Origin of the sequence: Rubrivirga sp. S365 (assembly GCF_032248475.1) — a bacterium.
In the GTDB taxonomy this organism is placed as follows: Bacteria; Bacteroidota; Rhodothermia; order Rhodothermales; family Rubricoccaceae; genus Rubrivirga; species Rubrivirga litoralis.
This window is the reverse complement of the sequence record NZ_JAVTTN010000001.1, coordinates 1148650-1165606: the sequence shown is the minus strand read 5'-3', so window position 1 is coordinate 1165606 and position 16957 is coordinate 1148650. Positions and strand designations below refer to the sequence as shown.

At 73.0% G+C, this 16957-nt stretch carries 13 protein-coding genes; 2 read left to right on the top strand and 11 right to left on the bottom strand.

Annotation, left to right across the window (positions count from 1 at the left end; all coding sequences use genetic code 11):
- Window positions 1-32: 32 nt before the first annotated feature.
- On the bottom strand, window positions 33-923 hold the full coding sequence (locus RQM47_RS05080) for an acyl-CoA thioesterase II (protein ID WP_314007679.1): 891 nt from the start codon (window positions 921-923) through the stop codon (window positions 33-35).
- Window positions 924-1166: 243 nt separating this feature from the next.
- Between RQM47_RS05080 and RQM47_RS05075 the strand changes: the two genes are divergently transcribed.
- Window positions 1167-1424 carry a hypothetical protein gene (locus RQM47_RS05075; RefSeq protein ID WP_314007677.1) on the top strand — a complete coding sequence of 86 codons (258 nt, stop codon included), beginning with the start codon at window positions 1167-1169 and terminating at the stop codon, window positions 1422-1424.
- Between the two features lie 92 nt (window positions 1425-1516).
- On the opposite strand, the gene RQM47_RS05070 is transcribed toward RQM47_RS05075, so the two are convergent.
- The 9 genes from RQM47_RS05070 to sdhC all read right to left on the bottom strand — a co-directional run bounded on the left by RQM47_RS05070 (window position 1517) and on the right by sdhC (window position 14728).
- Complete coding sequence (locus tag RQM47_RS05070) at window positions 1517-3532, bottom strand: glycoside hydrolase family 15 protein (protein ID WP_311662634.1); 2016 nt, start codon at window positions 3530-3532, stop codon at window positions 1517-1519.
- A 361-nt stretch (window positions 3533-3893) separates the two neighbouring features.
- Entirely contained in the window at window positions 3894-4604 is a 711-nt protein-coding gene (otsB, locus tag RQM47_RS05065) for a trehalose-phosphatase (RefSeq protein ID WP_311662635.1), read from the bottom strand.
- A 304-nt stretch (window positions 4605-4908) separates the two neighbouring features.
- The gene (locus tag RQM47_RS05060; RefSeq protein WP_311662636.1) at window positions 4909-6351 is read right to left on the bottom strand and encodes a trehalose-6-phosphate synthase; all 1443 of its coding nucleotides are present in this window, start codon (window positions 6349-6351) and stop codon (window positions 4909-4911) included.
- A gap of 128 nt (window positions 6352-6479) precedes the next feature.
- A complete protein-coding gene (locus RQM47_RS05055; RefSeq protein WP_311662637.1) occupies window positions 6480-7646 on the bottom strand; it encodes an ArsA family ATPase in 1167 nt (388 codons plus the stop codon).
- A 289-nt stretch (window positions 7647-7935) separates the two neighbouring features.
- A complete protein-coding gene (locus tag RQM47_RS05050; protein ID WP_314007674.1) occupies window positions 7936-10500 on the bottom strand; it encodes a transglycosylase domain-containing protein in 2565 nt (854 codons plus the stop codon).
- Between the two features lie 443 nt (window positions 10501-10943).
- Window positions 10944-11654 carry a succinate dehydrogenase iron-sulfur subunit gene (locus RQM47_RS05045; protein WP_349256300.1) on the bottom strand — a complete coding sequence of 237 codons (711 nt, stop codon included), beginning with the start codon at window positions 11652-11654 and terminating at the stop codon, window positions 10944-10946.
- A 207-nt stretch (window positions 11655-11861) separates the two neighbouring features.
- On the bottom strand, window positions 11862-13613 hold the full coding sequence (gene sdhA / locus RQM47_RS05040; RefSeq protein ID WP_311662640.1) for a succinate dehydrogenase flavoprotein subunit: 1752 nt from the start codon (window positions 13611-13613) through the stop codon (window positions 11862-11864).
- A 95-nt stretch (window positions 13614-13708) separates the two neighbouring features.
- A complete protein-coding gene (locus RQM47_RS05035; protein ID WP_311662641.1) occupies window positions 13709-14287 on the bottom strand; it encodes a succinate dehydrogenase in 579 nt (192 codons plus the stop codon).
- A 33-nt stretch (window positions 14288-14320) separates the two neighbouring features.
- On the bottom strand, window positions 14321-14728 hold the full coding sequence (sdhC, locus tag RQM47_RS05030) for a succinate dehydrogenase, cytochrome b556 subunit (RefSeq protein WP_314007672.1): 408 nt from the start codon (window positions 14726-14728) through the stop codon (window positions 14321-14323).
- A 217-nt stretch (window positions 14729-14945) separates the two neighbouring features.
- On the opposite strand from sdhC, the gene RQM47_RS05025 reads away from it, so the two are divergent.
- Complete coding sequence (locus RQM47_RS05025) at window positions 14946-15605, top strand: class I SAM-dependent methyltransferase (RefSeq protein WP_314007670.1); 660 nt, start codon at window positions 14946-14948, stop codon at window positions 15603-15605.
- A gap of 111 nt (window positions 15606-15716) precedes the next feature.
- On the opposite strand, the gene RQM47_RS05020 is transcribed toward RQM47_RS05025, so the two are convergent.
- Complete coding sequence (locus tag RQM47_RS05020) at window positions 15717-16898, bottom strand: citrate/2-methylcitrate synthase (RefSeq protein WP_311662644.1); 1182 nt, start codon at window positions 16896-16898, stop codon at window positions 15717-15719.
- Window positions 16899-16957 lie beyond the last annotated feature (59 nt).

The window sequence follows — 16957 nt, the reverse complement described above, 5'->3', positions numbered from 1 at the left end:
GCTCCTCCCGCTCGGGCACGGGCGGGGCGGTCCTACCGCGCCTGGCTCGGGTCGACGGGGCGCACCAGCCCCTCCTGGACCGCGCTGGCCACGAGCCGGCCCTCGGCGTCGTAGACGGCGCCGCGCGTGAACCCGCGGGCGCCGGCCGCCGTCGGCGAGTCGATGGCGTAGAGGAGCCAGCCGTCGGCGCGGAACGGGCGGTGGAACCAGATGGCGTGGTCCAGCGACGCCGCCTGGATCGACCCGTCGAACACGCTCCGCCCGTGCGGGAGCAGCGCCGTCCCCAGCAGGCCCCAGTCGCTCGCGTAGGCCAGCAGCGCCTGGTGGACGGCCGGGTCGTCGGGGAGCGGCCCCGACGCCTGGATCCACATGTCGGCCGTGCCCGGGCGGGGGTCGGGGCGGAGCGGGTCGGCGGGGTCGACCGGCCGGTAGTCGAAGGGCCGGTCGCGCGTGAGCACGGTCCGCAGCGGCTCGGGCACCCGGTCGCCCAGCGACTCGACGAGGTCGCGCTCGCTGGGGAGCCCGTCGGGGCCGTCCACGCTGCGGCCCAGGTCGTCCTGGTGGTCGAGCCCGGGCTCGGCGCGGTGGAACGAGAGCGAGGCGTTAAAGATGGGCCGCCCGTGCTGGACGGCCGTCACGCGCCGCGTCGAGAACGAGCCGCCGTCGCGGAGCGCCTCGACCTCGTAGACGATGGGGGCCTCGACGTCGCCGGGGAGGACGAAGTAGGCGTGGAGCGAGTGGCACGGCCGCCCCGCCCCGCCCTCGCCGCCGTTGACGGTTCGGTCGGCGGCGACGAGCGCCTGGGCCAGCACCTGGCCGCCGAACACGCGGGGGCTGGCGAGCGGCCGGTTCCGGCCGCGGAAGATGCGGTCCTCGATCCGTTCGAGGTCGAGAAGGTCGAGAAGGTCGTCGAGGGCGGTCACGGAGCGGGCGGTCGGGGCGGCCCAAGAAACCGCCCCGCCCGCGCGGGCGGGGCGGGAAGCCGGGATTTCACAGCGGGCGGGGCGGGCGCCGGACTCTGCGGGGGCGGGGCGGCCCACCATCATTTCACGGTCCGAACGCTTGGAGAAAGGCGCCCCCAGGGATCTACCTTCGCGCGCCCTGCAGGCCGAGCCGGCGTGCGGGGCCATCACCCTACGCGCGCCCCCGGGCGCACCCTCCCCCCGATGAAGAAGACCCTGCTCGTCGCCCTGGCCGTCGTCGGCCTCCCGCTCGCCGGCTGCGCCGAGAACGAGGCCGTCGAGGCCGTCACGCCCGCCACCGACGCCCCCGTCGTCGAGGAGCCCGCCCTCATCGCCGAGCCGCTCGCGGCCGACACGCTCGTCGTCCCCGAGGCCGAGATGACCACGGAGCCGATGACCGACGAGGCCCTCGTCGCCCCGATCGAGGGCGAGGCCCCGGCCCAGGACGGCACGACGATGTAGTCCCGCCCCCCGGTCTGGACTCCGGCCGCCCCGCCCGCGCTCCGTGGGCGGGGCGGTCTGCGTTTGGGGGCCGCCCGCCCGGGGCGGGGCGGCTAGCCCGTCGGCCCGGGCTGCGAGGCCGGCGCGGCGCCGGGGTGGAGCCGCTGCGCGCTCGACGTCGCCGCCTGCTCCGGCGCCTCCGGCGTCTGGTTCGAGCGCCGGCGGTTGCCGCCAGCGTCGATGGCCCGGTCGATGTTGTAGGCCGCCGAGATCAGGCCGAGGTGCGAGAACGCCTGCGGGAAGTTGCCCAGCGCCTGGCCCCGGAGCCCGGTCATCTCGGAGAACAGGCCGAGGTGGTTCGAGTAGCCCAGCATCTTCTCGAACATGACCCTGGCCTTTTCGAGGTAGGCCGGCTCGACCCGCCCCGCCCGCGCGAGCGCCTCGACGAGCCAGAACGAGCACATGTTGAACGCGCCCTCGTCGCCGCCCACGCCGTCGTCGACCTCGGTCGTGTTGTAGCGCCACACGAGGCAGTCCGAGGTCAGCCCGCCCTCCTCGGGGGCCTTCAGCGTCTGCTCCAGCGTCGAGATCATGCGGGGGTCGTTGGGGCCGGTAAAGAAGACGAGCGGCATGAGCAGGTTCGAGGCGTCGAGCGCGTCGCTCCCGAACGCCTGCACGAACGCGCCGCGCTCCTCACTCCAGCCCTTCTCCATGATGGCCCGGTAGATCGCGTCGCGCGTGGCCGTCCACCGCGCGCGCGGGGCGGGGAGGCTCCGCTTGTCGGCCAGCCGGAGCGCGCGGTCGAGCGCCACCCAGCACATGAGCTTCGAGTACACGAAGTGCTCTTTCTCGCCGCGGACCTCCCAAATGCCCTCGTCCGGGCGCTCCCAGTTGGCGCACACCCAGTCGACGTACTTGCAGATGTCCTGCCAGAACTCCCACGCGATCGGCGTCCCGTACTTGTCGTAGAGGTACACCGAGTCCAACAACTCGCCGTAGATGTCGAGCTGGAGCTGGCCGGCCGCCCCGTTCCCCACGCGGACCGGCTTCGAGCCCATGTAGCCGTCGAGGTGCGGGAGCTCGAACTCGGTCAGCGTCCGGCGCCCGTCGACCCCGTAGACGATCTGGAGCGGCCCGTTCGGATCGTCGACCATGCCGGCCTCGCACCGCTCGCGGAGCCACCCGATAAACTGGCGGGCCTCGGTCGTGAACCCGATCCGCAGGAGGCCGTAGAGCGAGAACGCCGAGTCGCGGATCCAGGAGTAGCGGTAGTCCCAGTTCCGGCCGCCGCCGATGTGCTCCGGCAGCGACGTCGTGGGCGCGGCGATGATGGCGCCCGTCGGCTCGAACGTGAGCAGCTTGAGCAGGAGCGCGCTCCGGCGGACCGTCTCGCGCCACCGCCCGGTGTAGGTGCAGCCGCGGAGCCAGTCGCGCCAGAAGTCGGTCGTCTTGCGGAACAGGGCGTACTCGTGCTCGCGCGAGAGCGGCTCCTCGAGCGTCCCCAGCGGGTCGAGGTAGCGGAGCTCGAGCGTGACGCGGTCGCCCCGTTCGAGCTCGAACTCGCGCACGACCGCCGGCCGCTCGGGGTCCGAGTCGTCGACGTGGAGCGCGCGGACGGTCGAGAGCCCGAGCCGGATGGGGCCGCCGTCCGGCCCGCCCGACGGCGCCGAGAACACGGCCCCCTCGCTCGTCAGCTCGACCGTGTGCGGCGCCCGCCCGTAGTCGAACGCCGGCGCCACGCGGACCCGGACGCGGACGCGCCCGCGGAGCACGCGGACGTGGCGGATCAGCCGGTGGTACCCGGCGTCCGGCCCGATGTCGCCGACGGGCATGTAGTCGACGACCTCGGCGGCCCCGTTCTCGTCGGTGTACCGCGTGACGAGCACGTTCGAGTCGGGGAGGTACGTCTGGCGCCCCGTGAGGTCGCCCTCGACCTCGACGTGGAAGCGCCCGCCCCGCTCGGCGTCCAGGACGGCCCCGAACACGCTCGGGCTGTCGAAGTGGGGCAGGCAGAGCCAGTCGATCGACCCGTTGTTGCCGACGAGCGCGGCCGTCCGCATGTTGCCGATCAGGCCGTAGTCCTCGATGGGGAGGTAGCCGGGCGGGGCGGAGCCGTTGGAAGAGGCCATGGGACGACGGGGAGGGGGCGGTGTGAGCGGGTCGGGAGCCGGTCGGCCGGCAAGGCCCGTGCCGGGCGCCAGTGGCGGGCTTCCGCCGTCGTGCGGCACGTCCGCCGCCCCGCCCGGCGGAGCGGGCGGGAGCCTGAGGGCGGGGCGCGTAGACGTCCTGAGCCGGTGCAAGGTCGCACCGGAGCGCGGGCCGGGGCGGGCCGCGAAACGGTTCCGGCGCTTCCTTACAACCGTCCCGCTCGTACCGGGGCGGGGCGGCCGGCGAGCGCGCACCCACCGCCCTGCCCAGGAGAGCGCAGCAACGGACGTACGCGCGGGCGGGGCGGTCTGCGGGCAGGGCCGCCCCGCCCTGATCCCGCCCTTACAGGAACGCCCGCAGGTAGGCGACGACGGCGTCGACGTCCGGCAGGCGGTGGCCGGCGACCGTCTCGCCCTCGCCCACCTTGACCGTCACAGCGGGCTGGCGGAGCGCCTGGAGCGCGCGGAAGGCGTCCTCGTCCGTCACGTCGTCGCCGAGGTAGACCGGCGTCCGGTCCGGGTGCTCGGCGGCGAGCGCGGCGACGGCCGTTCCCTTCGAGACGCCGGCCGGGCGGAGCTCGACGACGCGCTTGCCCCAGATCGGCGTGAGCCCGTCCGGCACGGTCTCGGCCCACGCCTCCAGCGCGGCGCGGGCCGCGTCGGGGTCCGCCGCCGCCCGGTAGTGGACGGCGAACGCGGCGCCCTTGTCCTCAACGACCACGCCCTGGGCGTCGGGGACGGCCGCGCGGAGCCGGTCGAGCGCCTCGCCGTGCGCCTCGGTCGCCCGCTCCTCGACGGTCCCGTCGCTCCACCCCGTCTCGACGCCGTGGAGCCCGACCGCGCGGACGCGCGGGCCGCCCGCCCCGCCCAGGAGCCGCCCCAGCGCAGCCAGGTCTCGGCCCGTGATCACGACGACGGGGTGGGCGTCGACCAGGCGGGCCAGCAAATCCGGCACGTCCGGGTGCGGGACGGCCGCGGCCGGGTCGTCCACGATGGGCGCGAGCGTCCCGTCGTAGTCGAGAAAGAGCAGCGGGCGGGGCGGGACGGGCGGCATCGGAAAGGCGGAAGGCGGAAGGCGGAAGGCGGAAGGCGGAAGGCGGAAGATGCCCACCCCGCCCCGCCTTTTCCATGGGCGGGGCGGCCGTTGTAGCGGCGTTGCATGCAACGCCGGGCTTGCAGCGACGAGACTGTACGACGCCGGGGCGGCGGGGCGGTACAACGCCGCGGCGGCGACGGCAGCAAGGGTATCGCCCCACCACCCCGCCCCAGCACGCGGGCGGGGCGGCCACTCCACATCCCCCCTCCCGACCTCCCCCCGCTGAGGGGAGGAGAGTCAGGGTTGGTTACCAAACAGCCTCTCAGGCGGGGTCGGCGACGGCCTCGGCGCCCTCGGGCTCCGCCCCGCCCTCGCCGTCTGCGGGCGGGGCGGGGCGGCCGTCGAGCGAGGTCAGGAAGCGGTCGGCCCAGACGTGGACGTCCAGCCGCTCGACGGCCGCGCGGAGGCTGGCCAGCCGGCGGCGGCGGTCGTCCTCCGGCAGGTCGAGCGCCTCGCGGAGCGACCGGGCCATGCCCTCGGCGTCGTACGGGTTGACGAACACGGCGCCGTCGAGGTAGTCGGCCGCGCCCGTGAGCTCGGAGAGCACGAGCGCGCCCCGCTCGCTGACGGCGGCGAACTCGTGGGCCACGAGGTTCATCCCGTCGCGGAGCGGGGTCACAAACGCGACGTCGGCCGCGCGGTAGAGGACGGCCAGCTCCTCCTGCGTGAACGAGCGGTAGCGGTAGCGGACCGGCGCCCACGCGCCCTGCGCGAACCGCCCGTTGATCCGCCCCGTGATCTCGTCCATGTCGCGGCGGAGCCGGTCGTAGGCCGGCACGCCCGTCCGCGACGGCGTCGCGACCTGGAGCAGCGTGACGCGCCCGTGCATCTCGGGGTAGAGCTCGAGGAACCGCTCAAACGCCTCCATCCGCAGCAGGAGCCCCTTCGTGTAGTCCAGCCGGTCGACGCCGAGCACGATCTGGACGTCGCCCAGCTCCTCGACGAGCGCCTCGGCCTGCGCCTGCGTCTCGGGCCGTTCCCCGAACCCCACGAACCGCTCGACGTCGATCCCGATCGGGTGCGCCTCGACGCGGACGTGGCGGCCCTGCCAGTGCACGCCCTCCGGGTCGATCTCGGCCCCCAGCAGGTCGCGCGCCGACTCGCGGAAGTTCTCGGCGTAGCCCTCGGTGTGGAACCCGATCAGGTCCGACCCCAGCAAACCCTTCAGGAGCGCCGTCGCCGACGGCACGATGCGGAACACCTCGGACGCCGGCCACGGGACGTGCCAGAAAAAGCCGACCTGGGCGCCCGCGAGCGCTCCGCGGATCATCTCGGGGACCAGCATCATGTGGTAGTCCTGGATCCAGAACTGGACCGCCCCGCCCTGCTCGCGGGCCACGTCGAGGGCGGCGTGCGCGAACCGGCGGTTGACCGCGCGGTAGGCGTCGCGGAACGTGCGCTCGGGCTCGACGTGCTCGACGAGGTAGTGGGCCAGCGGCCACAGCACGCGGTTGGCCATGCCCTGGTAGAACGCGGCGTATTCGGGCTCCTCGAGCGGCACGCGGCGGACCGTGAACCGCGGGTCGTCGTCGGGGTAGCGCTGGAACAGCGGGGTCCGCTCGTCGGGCTCCTGCATGGCCACCCACGCCCCGCCCTGGGCCTCGAGCACGGGGAGGAGCGCCGACGCGAGCCCGCCCAACGCGGGCGCCCACCCCGTCGACGTCGGGCGGATCGGGGCGCGGTTGGCGACGAGGACGAGCGACACGGGCGGGGCGGGAGTGTCGTGTGGGTACGCCGCCCCGCCCGCGCTGTTCGCCTCGGCCGCCGCCGCCGCCCCGCCCAGGGCGTTCCTGACGGCGCGGGCGGGGCGACCGGCGTTGCACCGCCCGCGCCTTACGGCTCGGGCACGAACCGCGCGCGGAGCCAGCCGCCGTCGACGCCGGCGCTCGCGAGCCGGTAGTAGGCCAGGAACGCCGGGAGCGTCACGTTCCGGCGCTGGTTGCGGACCTGGACCACGAGGTCGTCGCCGAACTGCTCGGCCTCGACGTCGGCGTCGTCGGCGTAGGGGACCTTGATCGAGACGGTGTAGGCGTCGCCCTCGTTCTCGACCGTGTAGGACGGCTCGGCGTGGTAGACGGCGGCCGGGTCGCGATCGGCGTAGAGGCCGGCGCCGATCTGCTCCAGGAGGTCGAGCCCGAACACCTCCTGGCCCAGGTGCGGCACGCGCAGGACCGGGAGCGGGGCGAACGTCTCCTCGATCTCCCTCAAGTAGCCCGCCTGGGCCTCGACGTACTTTGCCATCACGCCGCCTGCCTCGTCCTCGGGCACCACGCGGTTCACGATCGCCGCGTCGACGCCGTAGCCGTAGAGCTGGAGGTAGGTGTAGGCGCGCTTGGCCTCCTGGATCACCATGCGCTCGGGGTTCATGACCAGGCGCGCGCTCGTCACCTGCGGGTCTTGCAGGACCTCCTGGACCTCGCCCAGCTTCCCGAACAGGGCGTCGAGCTCCTCGTAGCCGCGGTCCAGCGGGATCCCGGTCGTCTTGCGGACGGCGAACCCGACGGTCTTGATGGCCGTCTTCTGCAGCGGGAACGCCTTCTGGAGCCACCACTGCGTGACTTGGGGGAGCGTGAGGAGCGTGAGCGTCTCGCCGGTCGGGGCGGCGTCGAGCACGATCACGTCGTAGTCGCCCGAGCGGTAGAACTGGTCGAGCCAGAGCAGCGCCGAGCCCTCGCCCATGCCCGGGAGCGCGGCGAGCTCCTCGGCCGCGATCGCGTCGGCGCCCTGGAACCGGAGCACGGCGCGGACCAGCTCGCGCATGTTGCCCCAGTACTTCCGCATCGAGTAGTACATGTCGACCTCCATCGCGTCCAGGCGCGGGGCGATCTCCTGGGGCTCCGGCCCGAGCGGGCGGTCGACGGCGTCGGCGAGCGAGTGGGCGGGGTCGGTCGAGAGGACGAGCGTGCGCTTCCCCTGCTTGGCGCAGGCGAGGGCCGTGGCCGCGGCGCAGGTCGTCTTCCCCACCCCGCCCTTTCCGGTAAACAGCAGGACGCGAGGCATGGCGAGTAACGGGTGATGAGTGATGGGTGAAGGGTCCAGAGGCTGCGCCGTTCCCTCCGGCCGCCCCGCCCTCTGGGTCCGCCCTGTGCTGCGTCAGGCCAGATCGGGCCAGCGGCTTCGGGATCGACACGTGATTCGTGATGCGTGAGGGTGCCCCAGAGCGACCTCACGCATCACGAATCACGCGCCCCGGCTCGGCGAACCCACTCCTCACGAGACCCCTGGCACAGCACCAGCCGCCCCGCCCGTCACTCTTCACTCGTCGCCCACCGTCCGACCACCCCGTCCGTCACCCGTCGTCCGCCCCGCCGTCGCGGGCGTCGCGGATCATCTCCTCGGCTGTCCGGCCACCCCGGTTGTTGGGGTTCGTCACGGGCGCGGGCTCCCGGGGCGGGGCAGTCCGGGGCGGGGCGGCCCCGGCCGGCTCGCGCGGCGCCTCGGGCGCGCGCGGCGCGCCTGGCCCGCGTAGGCGGGGCGGTGGCTGGCCCCGCGGGTCCGGCGGCCCGATGCGGCCGCGGTCGGCCGCCCCGCTCCACCCGGCGTCGCGGGCGGGGCGGCCCGACCCGAGCGCGGGGCGGTCCTGCTCGGGCCGCTCGATGTCCAGACTGTCGCCGCGGAGCGGCCGGTCGACGTCCCACCCCGCCCCGTAGGCGCCGTCGCCCCACGGGTCGTCCTCCCACGAGCCGCCGCCCCAGGGGTCGCCCGTGGTCAGCGAGTCCGCGCCGAAGGCGAAGTCGAACGTCTCGGGCGGGGCGGGGAGCGTGGCCGGCGGGAGCCGGTCCTGCACGCGCGAGAGGAAGCCGGCGACGACGGGCAGCGCCGTCTTCGACCCCTCGCCGGTCGCCTTGGAGCGGAACGTGACGCGCGGGTCGTTGAACCCGACCCAGGCGCCGACGGCGAGGCCGGGGCGGAGCGCGATAAACCAGCCGTCGGCGTAGCGCTGCGTGGTCCCGGTCTTGCCGGCCAGGTCGCCGGTCGCGCCCAGCCGGCGGAGGTCGCGGCCGGTCCCCCGGTCGACGGCCGCGCGCAGCATCTGGACGAGGTTGCGGGCGTCGCGGCGCGTGAGCACCTGCGCGCCGGTCCCGCCGAACGTGTCGAGCACCTGGCCCGACGCCGTCTCGACGCGCGTGATGAGCAGGGGCGCGCGGCGGAGGCCCTCGTTGGCGGCCGTCCCGTAGGCGCTCACCATTTCGAGCAGCGTGACCGGGCTCGTGCCCAGGCCGATCGACGGGACCACGTCGAGCGGGCTCTCGACCCCCATCTGCTGGGCCACGAGCGCGACCCGGTGCGGGCCGACCTCCTGCGTGAGCCGGGCCGTCGCCGCGTTCTTCGAGTAGGCCAGGGCGTCTTCGAGCGTGCCGGCGCTGACGCCGCCGGTCGGCGTCCACTCGGTCCCGTCGTCCAACTCGACGGTCGCCGCCCCGCCCTCGATCTCATCGTCGGGGGCGTAGCCGCGCTGGAGCGCGCTCGCGAACACGAACGCCTTGAACGTCGAGCCCGGCTGGCGCCGCGCGACGCCGGCGTGGTCGTACTCGTCGACGGCAAAGTCGCGGCTGCCCACATAGGCGCGGACGGCGCCGGTCTCGGGGACGAGCGCCACGAGCGCGGCCTCGACGCGGCGGACCGCCCCGCCCACCGAGTCGACGAGCGCGCGGTCGGCGAGCGCGTCGGCCTCGGACGCGCCGCCGTCGCGGAGCCGGGCGTAGGCGTCGGTCCGCCGGAGCGCGGCGTCGAGGGCGCGGCGGGGCGGCCCGCGCCGCCACTGGGCGTCGGCCGTCCGCTGGAGCCGCTGGGCGCGCTCGGCGACGGCGGCCTCGGCCTCGCGCTGGAGGCCCAGGTCCAGCGTCGTCCACACGACGAGCCCGTCTCGGTCGACGTCGTACCCGCGCGGGACGGCCCACGCGTCGAGCGCGGCGCGGACGGCGGCCGTAAAGTGCGGCGCGGCGCTGTAGGTCGACGGCTGCGGCGCGAGCTCGACGCCGAGCGGGGCGGCCTGGTAGCGCGCGGCGTCGGCGCGGGAGAGCGCGCCGGTGTCGGCCATGAGCCGGAGCACGAGGTCGCGGCGCTTTTTGGCCGCCTCGGGGCGGCGGACCGGGTTGTAGGCGTCCGGCCCCTTCAGCATGGCCACGAGCGTGGCCGCCTGCGGGACCGTCAGGTCGGGGGCGTGCGCGCCGAAGTAGGTCCGCGCGGCGAGCTCGACGCCGGTCGCGTTGTACAGGAACGGGACCGTGTTGAGGTAGGCCTCCAGGATCTCGCGTTTGGTGTGGTCGCGCTCGATGGCGCGGGCCGCCAACATCTCCATCGTCTTCCGGCGGACCGTCCCCTCGCTCCCGATCTCCTCGGGGAACAGGTTCCGCGCCAGCTGCTGCGTGACCGTCGAGCCGCCCTCGCGGCGCCCCCTCGCCGTGTTCCACACGGCCGCCGCCGCCCGCCGGACGTCGACGCCGCCGTGGGCGTAGAACCGGCGGTCCTCGGTGGCCAGCAGGGCGTCGACGAGGTGGAGCGGGATGGAGTCGAGCGGCACCCACTCGCGGAAGTCGGGCTCGAACTGCGTCAGCCGCTTCCCGCGTACGTCGAGGACCACCGTCGGCTGGGACCGCGTGGCCCGGGCCAGCGCGTAGGCGTCGGGCGTGCTCTCCGCGAGCCGCCACGCGTAGCCCGCGAACGCGAGCGCGCCGACGAGCGCGAGCGCGAGCGCGAACCCCACCGCCCCGCCCACGGCCGCCATCAGCCGGCGCCCCCACCCCGCCTCCGGGTCACGGACGGCCTGCGCCCACCGCACGAGCGGGTTCCACGATCGGCGAGCGGGCGCCCAGCGCTTGGCGGGGCGGCCGATGGAGCGGCGGGACGACACGGGCGGGGCGGGCAGGAGACCGGGAGCCTACGACGCCTGCGAAGGCCGTGCCACCGTCGGGCCGCCCCGCCCAGCGCCCTCGCACCAGACGGGCCATGAGCGGGAGGTCCGTAGGTTGCAGAGCCTCCGGCCGAGCGCGGGCGGGGCGGCCGGCACGGGCACGCCACCCCGCCCTCACCGGGCGGGGCTGTCAGAGACTGTTCGGTAGAGGTTCTCCCTCCCCCACCGGGGGAGGGCCGGACCCAAAGGGCCGGGAGGGGGACAGACGTCGGAGCGACCGCCGAGGGCGGGGCGGCCGACACGGGTCCCCCCTGGCTGCGCCGGCCTGACGGTCCCCGGCCTCCCCCGCTGGGGGGAGGAGACTCGAAGCAGGCTACCTAACAGCCTCTCAGACGGGGCGGGGCGGCTGCTCGTTTCCTCTTTCCCCGCCCCCGTTTCCCCTGCTAGTACCGCGTCGTGACCGACTTCCGCTTGAGCGCGCTCAGCCACCGCGTGATGTCGATGCCCTTGGGGCACGCCTGGACGCAGTTGAAGATCGTGTAGCACTTCCACAGGCCGTCCTTCGAGTCGACCACCTTCAGGCGCTCCTCGGGCTCCGTGTCGCGGCTGTCGAACACGTAGCGGTACGCCTTGAGCATGGCCGCCGGGCCGAGGTAGTCCGGGTCGGCCCAGGTCGAGGGGCACGAGTGCGTGCACGCCCCGCACATGATGCACTTGGTCGCGTCCTCGATCACCGCGTGCTGCTCGGGGCTCTGGATCCGCTCCTTGACCGGCGTCGCCTCGTCGTTGATGAGCCACGGCATGACCGCCCGGTACTTGTCGAAAAATCGCGACTGGTCGACCACCAGGTCCTTGATCACCGGCGCCGCCGGCAGCGGCTCGAACGTGACCGTGTCGCCGTCCTTCAGGCCGAGGTCCTGGACGAGGATCGAGCAGGCGAGTTGGTTCTCGCCGTTGATCTTCATGGCGTCCGACCCGCAGATGCCGTGGGCGCAGCTCTTGCGGAATGTGAGCGTCCCGTCGAGGTGCCACTTGACGTAGTGGAGCAGGTCGAGCGCCCGGTCCATGGCCTCGGCCGGGACCTGGAACGCGTCGAAGTGCGGGCGCTCGTCGGTCTCCGGGTTGAACCGCTTGACCTTGACGGTCAGCGTCATCGTCGGCGCCGCCCCGCCCGCACGGCGGCGCGGGGTGTTCGAGGGCGACTTTTCGGCCTCCTCGACGCGGTCTTCGATGGGCTCGGTGACGGGTGTGGGATCGTCGGTCATGGGATGAGAGGTCGAGGGGTGCGGGGTGGAGAAGTGCGGGCGGGGCGGGACGGCGTTCTGCTCGTCCCCCATCCCCTATCCCTCTCCATCCCTCCTTTAGTATTTCCGCTCCTTCGGCTGGAACTGGGTGATCACGACGTCCTTGTAGCCGATCTCCACCCCGCCCTTCTGGTCGCTCCAGAACAGCGTGTGCTTGAGCCACTCGTCGTCGTTCCGCTCCGAGTAGTCCTCGCGGAGGTGGGCGCCGCGGCTCTCGGTCCGGTTTCGCGCCGAGACCGTAATCGCCTCGGCGTAGTCGACCATGAACTGGACCTCGACGGCGTCCATGAGGTCGGTGTTGAACCGCTTGCCCTTGTCGTCGCACGTGACGTGGGCGGCCCGCTCGCGGAGCGACTGGAGGTCGCCGAGCGCGTCCTGCAGAGTGTCGTCGGTCCGATAGACCGAGACGTTCTTCATCATGGTCTCCTGGAGGTCCGTGCGGACGACGACAGCCTTTTCGCCGGCGTCGACGGGCCGGCTCAGGATCGAGTCCAGCATCTCGCGCGTCCGGGCCTCCGGCTTGTCGCCGAGCGGGAGCCGCGCGTTCCCCTCCTGGCGGATCTGCTTGGCCATCGCCATGCCTGTCCGGCGCCCGAACACGACGAGGTCGAGGAGCGAGTTCGTCCCGAGCCGGTTGGCCCCGTGGACGCTCACGCAGGCGCACTCGCCGACCGCGTAGAACCCCTCCACCTTATCGTCGCGGCTGGAGGACTTTACGACCTGGCCGTCGGCGTTCGTCGGGATCCCGCCCATCGCGTAGTGGCACGTCGGGGCGACCGGGATCGGCTGCTTGACCGGGTCGATGCCGAGGTAGACGCGGCTAAAGGTCGAGATCTCAGGCAGCTTGTGCTCCAGCACGTCCGAGCCCACGCCCGTCATGTCGAGCACGACGTGGTCCTTGCCGTTCACGCCCCGCCCCTCGCGGATCTCCTTGTAGATGCACTGCGAGACCATGTCGCGCGGCGCGAGGTCCTTCACCGTCGGCGCGTAGCGCTCCATAAAGCGCTCGCCCTCGGAGTTGCGCAGGATGCCGCCCTCGCCGCGCGCGCCCTCGGTGATGAGGATGCCCAGGCGGTAGAGGCCCGTCGGATGGAACTGGATAAACTCCATGTCCTCCAGCGGAAGGCCAGCCCGGAGCGCGAGCGCGAACCCGTCGCCGGTCCCGGCATGCGCGTTCGAGGTCGTCTTAAAGGCCCGGCCGTAGCCGCCCGTCGCGAAGCACGTGATGGACGCCTCGAACGTGTGGACCTCGCCGGTCAGGATCTCGTAGGCGACGCAGCCCGCGACGGCCTCGCCGTCTTCGGCCGTGATGAGGTCGAGGACCTGGTACTCGTCGTAGAACGTGACCTTGTTCTTGACGCACTGCTCGTAGAGCGTGTGCAGGATCATGTGGCCCGTCCGGTCGGCCGCGTAGCACGCGCGCCGGACCGGGGCCTCACCGAAGTTGCGCGTGTGCCCGCCGAACCGGCGCTGCGCGATCTTGCCCTCGCGGGTCCGCGAGAACGCCACGCCGTAGTGCTCGAGCTCGATGATCGTGCGCGGGGCGTCCTTGCACATCTGCTCGATCGCGTCCTGGTCGCCCAGGTAGTCCGAGCCCTTCGTCGTGTCGAAGGCGTGCCACAGCCAGTGGTCCTCCTCCTCGTTGCCGAGCGCCGCGCCGATCCCGCCCTGGGCCGCGCCCGTGTGGCTGCGGAGCGGGTGGAGCTTCGAGACGACGGCGACGTCCGCCCCGCCCTCGCTCGCGTAGAGCGCGGCCATGAGGCCGGCCCCGCCGGCGCCGACGATAACGATGTCGTGGGAGAGAGTCATGGGAGTGGAGGGATGTGGGATGGAGAGGGATGCGAGAGGGATGAGGAATGCGCGTTCTGCTCATCCCTCCATGCCCCATCCCTCCACCCCTCTGTCTACAAGCCGGCGACGATGACGGAGTACGAGCCGACCAGGAGCAGGACGAGCGCGAGCGTCCACGACAAGGCCGTCGCGCCGACGCGGGCGAGGTCGTTGCGGATGTAGTCGGTGAGGACATTGTTGAGCCCGTAGAACCCGTGGTGCAGCGCGAAGAGCAGGAACAAGAGGTTGAACCCCTTCCAGAGCACGGAATACACCGGATCGGCGAGGCGGAGCATGAGGACGTCGTACGGCGTCACGCTGGCCTCGCCCGGCGGGTGCGTCGGCCCGGGCGCCCCGCCCACGATCTCGCTGTCCTGGGCCGGCACCACGCGCGGCGTCTCGACCGTGCGCACGCCGTCGCGGAGGCGGGCGGCGCGGACGGCCTCGGCGGCCTCCTCGCTGTAGAGCGGGAGCACGCCGGCCTCGGCGTCCTCGGCCGTCACGACCGAGTGCGAGATGGACGCCGTCGTGCGGTCGTAGTGCTGAACCCAGAAGTGGGTGATCAGCAGGAAGATGAGGAACGTGCCCGTGATCCGGTGGGTGAACCACTGAAGGGCGCTGGAGCGGGCCGTGCGGCCGTAAGACGTTGCCATGGCGAGGGCGGGGTGGGGTAGACCGGGCGGTCCTTAGCTGCTGAACCAGTCGACGAGCGCGGCGATCGACGGGTACCCGCCGATGGCGAAGAGCACGGCGGCAACGGCGCCGAGCGTCCAGAACAGCTTCTGCTGGTTCGGGCTCCACCCCATAAAGTCGATGAGCACGATGCGGAGCCCGTTGAGCGCGTGGTAGATCACGGCGCCCAGGAGCAGGAACTCGCCCACCTTGAAGATGGGCGCGTGGTAGCTCGTGATGAGCGCGTTGTAGGCGTCGGGGTTCGTGACCGCCTTGAGCCCCCACACGTGGACCACGAGGTAGCCCACGAGCGCGAGCCCCGTCAGGCGGTGGAGCATCCACGCGAGCATGCCCACGCGGACGCGGTAGCGCTGGACGGTCTTCGGGGTGTACTCGCGGACGGTGTCGGCGGCGACGGCCATGGCGGCGTGGGGCCTGGGGGTGGAAAAGGGCTACCGCCCGGCAGACAGCGAGGTTTCACTCTGGAGTGAAAGTTACGCCCGGGCGGTCGCCCAAAGTACGTCGCCACCGGCGCCTCGTGCCCTCTTTGCACACGCTCCCCCCGACGGCCGGCGCCGCTCGCGCCGCACCGGGCGCTCTACCTTGCCGCCTCACCCATCCCGCCCCGCCCTGGACACGTTGGACGAGGTCCTCGCCTACATCGAGCGCATTCCGGAGCGGATGTGCGCGCCGCCGCAGCCCCGATTTCTCCACGACCTGTCGGCCGGGCTCCAGGGGCGTGGGGCCGTCGTCGAGCTGGGGACGCACGCGGGCAAGTCGACGATCGCCCTGGCGCACGCGCAGCGGTCCCGCCCCGACGGCCGGCCCGTCCACACGGTCGACCTCGTGGAGCACCCGCGCCTCGCGGAGCATCTGGCGGCCACCGGCCTCACCGATTGGGTCGTCCAGACGCAGGCGCGCTCTTCGACCGTCGCGCACGGCTGGTCCGGCCCCATCGAGCTCTTGTGGATCGACGCCGACCACAGCGCGCGCGGGCTGCTCTCCGACCTCCGGCTGTGGACGCCCCACGTCGTGGGGGGCGGGGTGGTGGCCGTCCACGACTACCCGGGCTTCCACGGGGCCGACCAGAAGGCCCGCGCCGTGCGCCGGTTCCTCCTCGCGCGCCCCGACCGATGGCGCGTGATCTCGGACCGGGAGGCCGGGAGCATCTTCGCCGTCGAGCGGCTCCCGCCGGCCGCCCCGCCCTCGCTCCTGCGGCGGAGTCTCGGCCGCGCCCGCTGGGCCGCGCACAGCGCCCGGTTCGTGGTCTCGGAAGCGCTCGACCTCCGGCGCGGCTGACGGTCGTGAGGGCCGCCCCGCCCGCGACCTCAACAACGATGCGGGGGCGCGACCCGAAGGCCGCGCCCCCGTAGAGCGCCGTCGGAGCAGGAGGCCGCTCGGGCGGGGCGGCTAGCCGCGGTCGCCGACCGGCGTCACCGTCTTGCCGCGCGCGCCGACGTACTCGGCGCGGGGGCGGATGAGGCGGTTGTCCTGCCACTGCTCGAGGAGGTGGGCCGTCCACCCCGTCATGCGGCTCATGGCGAAGATCGGCGTGTAGAGGTCGGCCTCGATGCCGAGCAGGTAGTACACGCTGGCCGAGTAGAAATCAACGTTGGCGTCGAGCCCCTTCCGCTCCTTGACCGTCGAGCGGATCGTGTCCGACATCTCGAGCCACCGCGTGTCGCCCTTTTCCTCGGACAGGCCGGAGAGCAGGTTGCGGAGAATCGTGGCGCGCGGGTCGAGCGTCTTGTAGACCCGGTGGCCGATGCCCATGATCTTCTCCTTGTTCTCGATCTTGCGGTCGACGAACTCCTGGGCTGTCTCGCCGGACTCGTCGAGCTCGAGGAGCGTCTTCATCACCTCGATGTTGGCGCCGCCGTGGAGCGGCCCCTTCAGCGCGCCCACCGCGCCGACGACGGCCGAGTACATGTCGGCCAGCGTCGACCCGATCACGCGGGCCGTGAACGTCGACGCGTTCAGGCCGTGCTCGGCGTGGAGCACGAGGGCGGCGTCCATGATCTCCTCGGCGGCCGGGCCGGGCGCCTCGCCGTTGAGCTGGTAGAGGAAGTCGTGGGCCGTCGAGCCCTCGCCCGTGGGCGCGATCACGTCCTTCCCCTTGCGGATGCGGTCGAACGCCGCGACGAGCGTGGGGAGCTTGGCCGTCAGGCGGACCGCCTTGCGGTAGTTGGCCTCGGGCTCCATGACGTCGGCCTCGTCGTCGTAGGCCGAGAGCATGGACAGCGCCGTCCGCATGGCGGCCATCGGGTTGGCGCCCTTCGGCGTGTGGTGCCGGAGGTGGTCGAGCAGGTCGGGGTGGACCTGCCGGGCCTCGCGGAGCTGGCCGTTGAGGTCGTCGAGCTGGCTCTGCGTCGGGAGCTCGCCCTTCCACAGGAGGTAGGCCGTCTCTTCGAACGAGGCGTTCTGGGCCAGGTCCTCGATCGTGTAGCCCCGGTACAGGAGCTCGCCCTTCTGGCCGTCGATGAACGAGAGCTCAGTGTCGAGCGCGGTCACGCCTTCGAGGCCGCGGGACTTCTGGGGCGCCCCGTTGCCGGCGGCGTCGGTGGAGGTGGATGCGGTCGTAGGCTCTGCCATCGGAGGGGTGGGGCGGGGCGGCGGGGCGGGCCGCCGGTGAGACGGGATGCGTGAGATCA

What these genes read in the sequence shown, in the direction of transcription:
- RQM47_RS05055 (WP_311662637.1), bottom strand. Translation starts at nt 7,646, where the DNA reads ATGCCTCGCGTCCTGCTGTTTACCGGAAAGGGCGGGGTGGGGAAGACG.
- RQM47_RS05075 (WP_314007677.1), top strand. Translation starts at nt 1,167, where the DNA reads ATGAAGAAGACCCTGCTCGTCGCCCTGGCCGTCGTCGGCCTCCCGCTC.
- sdhC (WP_314007672.1), bottom strand. Translation starts at nt 14,728, where the DNA reads ATGGCCGTCGCCGCCGACACCGTCCGCGAGTACACCCCGAAGACCGTC.
- RQM47_RS05045 (WP_349256300.1), bottom strand. Translation starts at nt 11,654, where the DNA reads ATGACGCTGACCGTCAAGGTCAAGCGGTTCAACCCGGAGACCGACGAG.
- otsB (WP_311662635.1), bottom strand. Translation starts at nt 4,604, where the DNA reads ATGCCGCCCGTCCCGCCCCGCCCGCTGCTCTTTCTCGACTACGACGGG.
- sdhA (WP_311662640.1), bottom strand. Translation starts at nt 13,613, where the DNA reads ATGACTCTCTCCCACGACATCGTTATCGTCGGCGCCGGCGGGGCCGGC.
- RQM47_RS05035 (WP_311662641.1), bottom strand. Translation starts at nt 14,287, where the DNA reads ATGGCAACGTCTTACGGCCGCACGGCCCGCTCCAGCGCCCTTCAGTGG.
- RQM47_RS05070 (WP_311662634.1), bottom strand. Translation starts at nt 3,532, where the DNA reads ATGGCCTCTTCCAACGGCTCCGCCCCGCCCGGCTACCTCCCCATCGAG.
- RQM47_RS05020 (WP_311662644.1), bottom strand. Translation starts at nt 16,898, where the DNA reads ATGGCAGAGCCTACGACCGCATCCACCTCCACCGACGCCGCCGGCAAC.